5 protein-coding genes are annotated in these 6431 nt (G+C 54.8%); all 5 read right to left on the reverse strand.

The genetic code is table 11. From position 1 onward, the window contains the following. Nucleotides 1–63: 63 nt before the first annotated feature. The gene (locus ILFOPFJJ_RS34300) at nt 64–1101 is read right to left on the reverse strand and encodes a hydantoinase/oxoprolinase N-terminal domain-containing protein (protein ID WP_173514829.1); all 1038 of its coding nucleotides are present in this window, start codon (nt 1099–1101) and stop codon (nt 64–66) included. Between the two features lie 430 nt (nt 1102–1531). Continuing rightward, nucleotides 1532–2275 carry an amino acid ABC transporter ATP-binding protein gene (locus ILFOPFJJ_RS34305; protein WP_173514830.1) on the reverse strand — a complete coding sequence of 248 codons (744 nt, stop codon included), beginning with the start codon at nt 2273–2275 and terminating at the stop codon, nt 1532–1534. An 85-nt stretch (nt 2276–2360) separates the two neighbouring features. Then, nucleotides 2361–3335 (reverse strand): amino acid ABC transporter permease, encoded by a 975-nt coding sequence (locus ILFOPFJJ_RS34310; RefSeq protein WP_173514833.1) that lies wholly within the window; start codon nt 3333–3335, stop codon nt 2361–2363. Nucleotides 3336–3394: 59 nt separating this feature from the next. Beyond that, entirely contained in the window at nt 3395–4234 is an 840-nt protein-coding gene (locus tag ILFOPFJJ_RS34315; RefSeq protein ID WP_173514831.1) for a transporter substrate-binding domain-containing protein, read from the reverse strand. Between the two features lie 353 nt (nt 4235–4587). Next, nucleotides 4588–5952, reverse strand: a complete 1365-nt coding sequence (locus ILFOPFJJ_RS34320; protein ID WP_173514832.1) for an aminotransferase family protein — start codon at nt 5950–5952, stop codon at nt 4588–4590. Nucleotides 5953–6431: the final 479 nt, after the last annotated feature.

The raw sequence follows: 6431 nt of genomic DNA on the forward strand, positions 1-6431 counted from the left end.
AAGCGATCCTCGACATCTTCGCACGGCCACCGCCGCTCCGATGCCCTCACTGTGAGATGCTCCTCACAGAACGCCGCAAGCCAAAGGTGCCAAAGTAGTGCTAGGCAAAGAGATCAATGTGTCGCCGACTTTAATCGCATCGGTTTCGGCAACCGCTCCGTTGCTGACTACAGTCACGTCGCAGCTTGTGCCGCCAATCTCGATTGAAATCAGGTGATCAGCGTCAAGGGTCTGACCATAGAACCGCAGTGATGCAAGCCCAGCGGCTGGCCCGGACAGCGCAAGCGCCGCCGGTCTTTCGCCGATCTGGTCGAGAGAAATCGCGCCACCATTGCTCTGGATAAGGAGCAGGTCCCGCTCAAGCCCGCGTCGTGAAAGTTCATTTCGTAGCTCGTTCAAATAGGGCAGGACGCGAGGCGCAACATACGCGTTTGCAACCGTCGTCGAGACGCGCTCGTACTCACCAATGATCGGGGCGAGTTTTGAGGAAATGGTGACGTAGACCCCGGGAAGTTCTTCGGCAACAATCTCTGCACACCGTTGTTCATGAATTGGATTCGCGTAGGAATGCAGCAGGCAAATCGCGACCGCCTCCACGCTTGCTGCCTTCAGCCGACGGGCAGCCGATCGCACTGATGCTTCTTCAAGTTCCCTCACTATCTCGCCTGAGGCGGACACACGTTCGACAATCGGTTGCCGCAGCTTCCGGCGAACAAGCACATCTCCCCAGGGGGTGCGGTGATCCCACATCATTTCGCGATAACCCCGCCTGATCTCAAGGGTGTCGCGAAAGCCAAGCGTCGTCAGCAATCCGACCTTGGCACCCTTCCGTTCAAGCAGAATGTTGGTTGCGACTGTCGTTCCGTGGATAAAATGAGAGCATCTTCCAAGCAAATCGGCGACTGGTATTCCGAGAAATGCCGCAGCCCCCTCGACCGCACGGATAACACCAACCGCAGGGTTGCTGGGTTCGGACGGTGACTTGTAAGGAATGATAGTGTCTTCGGCGTCGATCAGAACGAAGTCGGTGAATGTGCCTCCGACATCTATTCCAATTCGCCAAGGCGCGCGAAGGTTGTGTTGGGATGCTTCTTTGCTCATAGTACCTCTTAGATGCCATACCGGTGATAAGGCGCGGTCGGTAAGCGGCGGTAGTTGCGCCGAGCCGTTAGGCCAAAGCGCCGGGCACCGACATCTATCTGGTGCAATAGGCGGTAGGCTCGATCCGCCCTCTCGTGCTCGCGATCCGCTAGCATCACATTATCGGATGCTGCTGGTCTCCTGGCCGCAGCACGGCTCCTCTCGTTCATGTCAGAACACCTTCGAAACTGAATAATCTGCTCTCACTAAGCCATGTTTTGTCGTTTGATGCAACAAAAATTTTGGAAATCGGACTGCACGGTCTGCGGCAGCGAGAGGGATGCGCAAGGTGGTCGGGTGGAGACATTCCCAAAATCACTGGATAGAGGAATCGTCCTCGCCCCGCGAGGCAGAAAGCCACACGGATCTGTTTCCGTGGCTCTACGGGATGCTAGTGAGATAGAATTTGGCTGAGAAAGAGCTTGGTTCTGTCGTGCTGCGGACTGGCGAAGAACTCGTTTGGTGGTGCTTCCTCTACGATCCGCCCTGCATCCATGAAGATGACTCTGTCAGCCGCGGCCCGGGCAAAGCCCATTTCATGCGTGACGCAGACCATGGTCATCCCATCTCGCGCAAGGCTCGTCATGGTTTCGAGCACCTCCGATACCATTTCAGGATCGAGTGCTGAGGTAGGCTCGTCAAAAAGCATCACAGCAGGTTCCATGCACAGCGAACGTGCAATGGCAACGCGCTGCTGCTGGCCGCCTGAAAGCTGAACTGGATATTTGTTCGCCTGTTCTGGAATGCGCACACGCTCCAGGAACTTCAAGGCCTTTTGCTTGGCTTCGATTTCGGACACGCCTTTGATCCACATTGGGCCGGCCATGCAATTCATCAGAACGGTCATGTGCGGGAAGAGATTAAAGTGCTGGAATACCATACCGACGTTCTTGCGAACTTCAGCCACGTTACGCATTTTATTATCAAGCCTTATACCAATAACACTTATTTCGCCGTCGTGATGTGCCTCAAGACGGTTGAAGCAGCGGATAAGGGTGGATTTACCTGATCCGGAGGGGCCGCAAATCACAATGCGTTCGCCTTTTCGGAGAGTTAGATTGATATCTGACAGAACCTTAAAGGTGCCGTACCATTTGGAGACGTTCTTCGCTTCGATGACTTTGTTCGCGTTCATTGCTGCCGGCCTGTCGGGTGCAAAACAAGTAACTGCATGATGCGGTCTTCATCTCGGACTTCGAACTGACGTACCTCGTTGGAAGTCATCGTACTTTACTCCTTGCGAAGTGACGCTCGAGCCACGATTGGGCTACCTCGAGGCAGCCGGACAAAATCCAATAGATGAGGGAGGACGTTATTAACATCTCCATGTGATGGAAGGTTGGCTGACCGATCGTGCGAGCAAGGAAGGTCAGTTCCCACACACCGAGTACGGAGACGAGCGAACTGTCCTTTAACATTGCGATGAAAGTGTTTCCCATTGGCGGAACAATGACCGGAAGCGCCTGCGGCAGGATGATCCTTCGCATCGTGAGGCCGAAGCCAAACCCCATGGAGCGGGAGGCTTCCCACTGGCCGCGATCGATGCTCAGGATTCCGGCCCGGAATATTTCCGCCATGTAGGCGCCGATGCACAGAGACAACGCTAGAATGCCTGAGGGTATTGCATTGATAACGATGCCGAGTTGCGGCAGGCCGAGATAGATCAGATAGATTTGCATGAGAAGCGGCAGACCTCGGAAAAACGAGGTGTAGAAGCTGGCGATCGCGTAGGCAAAGCCATTGCTGGAGAGCTTTGCAACTGCAGCGATAATCGCAATCAGAGATGCGAAAAAGAGCGAAACTGCCGACACGTAGACCGTAGTCAGCACGCCTTGGGTGATCAGATATGGCAAATTCGCCAAGATGAATGGTAGGCTCAGTTTGAACGATTGAAAGAAGGCAAGAAAAAGCAGCAGCAGTTCAAACCACACCACCGCCACCTGCACCTTCAGGGGCGCAAATCCAATCAACACGACATTGGCGCAGAAGGCGACCGCAACCACAAGAGCGATTGCAAACCGCCCGAAGAACCCGCTTTGCGCGGGCTCACCGATTACCGGCCGCATGAGTTCGCCAAAGCTCGTGCTCGTAAGATCGAACATGAGAAAGGTCGCCAGCACAATCCCAAAAATCAAAGCGACGAACCAAGGCTTATGCACGAGCACCTGGGTGTCTACGGTATCTTGATAGAGCATGAGCAGCGCTTTCAAAAGAAGCGGCCCCGAGTTCTCTCGAGGCCGCCGCGTTCAGGAACCTAGCGTTCAGCGCTGCGGTCCTCTCCATACCACTTGTTCGCTAGCGTCGAGAGCGTCCCATCATCCCTCATTTGCTTGACCGCGTCCGCAATCTTCTCGTTGAATTCTTTGTCACCAGGGAGTACCGCAAGTGCACCTGGCACGTAGAACAGCGGATCACCCAGTTGGCGCAACGGATAACCTGACTTAATCGCCCCGCCCGCAGTGCTTCCGTCAGCAACATATGCGTCGAGACGGACACCATCGCCCAAGCGCAGATCATCTAACGCAATATTTCCGACTTGATAGGTCTTAACTGCACCTGGCGTAAATTGGTATTCAATCGGCTTAGCGCCAACCCAATCGGGCGTGAGCTTGTGATTAGCATAACTCTCTGACGGCGTACCCTCGTCAACCCCGACTACCTTCCCGTCAAGGTCCGAAAGGCGAGTTGCCTTGCTGTCTTTGTGGACAAGAACGACGTATTGTCCATAAAGATATGTTGCCGGGAAGTCGAATTTCTCGGTCCTCGCTTTCGTCGGGGTCATGGCGCCCATGGCCAAGTCCCAACGTCCTTGCCACTTGCCTGAGGTAATCACATCCCAGGCTGGCGTTACGAACTGGACTTGCGCACCAAAATACTCGGCAATTCTTTTAGCGATGTCGATGTCGTAACCAACGAATTGGTGATTTTCGTCTAAATGCGACGAAATTCCCCAATCCACCCCCACCGCGACCGTGAGTGTTTTGTTCTGCAGAACACGATCAAGGACTTCACCGGCATTGGCGGTGGCTAACGAAGCCACGAACGTTGCTGCAAGCCAAGCCGCAGTTGTGGTCACCTTAACAATTTTCTTCATGTGAGTTCCCCTGCTATTTCTGGTTCTGGTGTCGATTTGAAGTACGGTTTTTGTCCCAACATCTGAGCGGCAAGCGGGGTGCGAGGACCTGGACATGTATTTCGGCCTCTCCAGGATGGTCTCAATTTCTGTTGCAACAAATTACAAAACGCAGAAGCTGTCAAGGCGCTTGCATGTTCGGAGGGACCTTTCTGGCAACGTCAACCCAGCGGATAGGGTCCGTCGGAAATGATGTCGGACTTCAGAATCACGAAGGCCTTTCTCGCGCGGACGACCATTGAAAAAGCGGCATCTACACGGCACGAGGCGCTGTATGACGCCTCGCGCGGCAAGCGCCCGTCTTGGAGCCCTGTTCACCCGTTCACCGGAAGATCGAACGCCTGTGCCGCGACCGATATAGCATCGCCTAGGATAGAAACGATTTCGCCAATCTCACTTGCATCGATGATCAGCGGAGGGCAAACCATCACACAATCGCCTTGCATTCCCCCTCTCACCCGCCGCGAATAGACAATAAGCCCGCGTTCATACGCAAGATCGAGAACGCGTTCGCCAATCTCCATCTCTATTGGGAAGTTCCTCTTGGTCACGGGATCAGCCATAAACTCTATTGCTGCGAGCAGGCCCTTGCCTCGAACATCCCCAATAAATGGAAAGCGATCTGCGAGAGCGTGCAGCCCGGATAAAAGGACCTCACCCATGGTCGCCGCGTGGTCCGCTAGCCGGAGCCGATCGAATTCATTTAGAACAGCCAGCCCGGCGGCACTGGAGAGCGGATTGCTCCCGTAGGTGTAGCCGTGCTGAAATCCGCCGGCTTCTTGCACTGGTTGCACCAACCTTGCCGGCGCAGCCATCGCGCCGATCGGCGCGTAGCCCGAACCGAGGCCTTTCCCCAAGGCGACCAGGTCGGGGCGGCAGGCCCAGTGGTCGGCACCAAGGAATTTGCCGGTACGACCGACGCCAGTCATTACCTCATCATAGATAAGCAGGATGCCATATCGGTCACAAATTTCCCTGATACGAGAGTAGTAGCTGTCCGGCGCGACCAACACGCTGGTTGCCGCGCCACCAATTGGTTCCATTATGAAGGCCAGAATGCTTTCCGGCCCCTCCACGAGGATTTTCTCTTCCAGCGTGTCGGCATACTTGATTCCACGCTCCTCCATCGTCAGACTATCGAGATCGCGATAAGCGGTAGGCGCCGGCACTTTCGGCATACTCTTGAACTGCTCAGCAAAACCATCGGTTAGAATGCCGTCCCCGGTTACCGTGAGTGCACCGTAGGTGACGCCGTGGAAGGATGGCATGCGGCTAATTACCTTCCAACGTGTCGCTTGGCCGGTGGCAAGTGCCCATTGCCGCGCGAGTTTTAGGCATGTTTCCACGGCCTCTGAGCCACCTGACGTGAAGAATATCTGGTCGAGGCCTGGCATACGCCGGGCGAGGTCATGTGCCAGTTCCTCCGTGGGCTCGTTCTCGAAATGCAGCCGGCAGGCGTAAGTGGTTTTTTCCATCTGTCGCCGCATAGCCGAGAGTACATTTGTGTTTCCGTAACCGAGGTTTACGGCGATGGGCCCACTAGATCCGTCGACGAACCGCCGGCCATCCTGCGACCAGAAATAGATACCCTCGGCGCGCTCCACGAGCGGCCGCCGCCGGCGGGTCATCAAATGTGTGGGTCTATGAGCACTTGCCTTTGGTATTGTTTCACGGTTCATGCGGCCCTCCAATGTGACTTTTGTTGCAACAAACTACCTAAAATTTTCCTGGAAGCAACCATATTTTATGAGAATCGCGGTGCATTGGGCGCCATCTCGTTCTACGAACACGGGCTAACGGATTATGCGCCACCCTTGCCAGATTGCCTTCTCCGACATGACCCCGACCGTTGAAAGATGCTTTCGCTGGCCGGCGAGACCTTTATAGCGCGGAGAAACCCGTAAATGGATGTTTCTATGCACAAGCAGCGCTTCAGGAACATGCATTAGTTTATTCGCTTGTTTTGGTAGTATGCGCGTGAGAGGTTTTATTGTACACTGAGACTTGAGGCTTGTTGCAACAAACACATTGGCGGATTGGCACTGGAATGGAAGATCTTGCTGAGATAGCGGCGCAGGGCAAAGGACTTGGGGAGGAAGTCATAGGGGTGGATCTCGAACCATTGACGAAGCATGCTCGCCTTGGTGACATGGCATAC

Source organism: Sinorhizobium psoraleae (genome assembly GCF_013283645.1).
GTDB lineage: Bacteria > Pseudomonadota > Alphaproteobacteria > Rhizobiales > Rhizobiaceae > Sinorhizobium > Sinorhizobium psoraleae.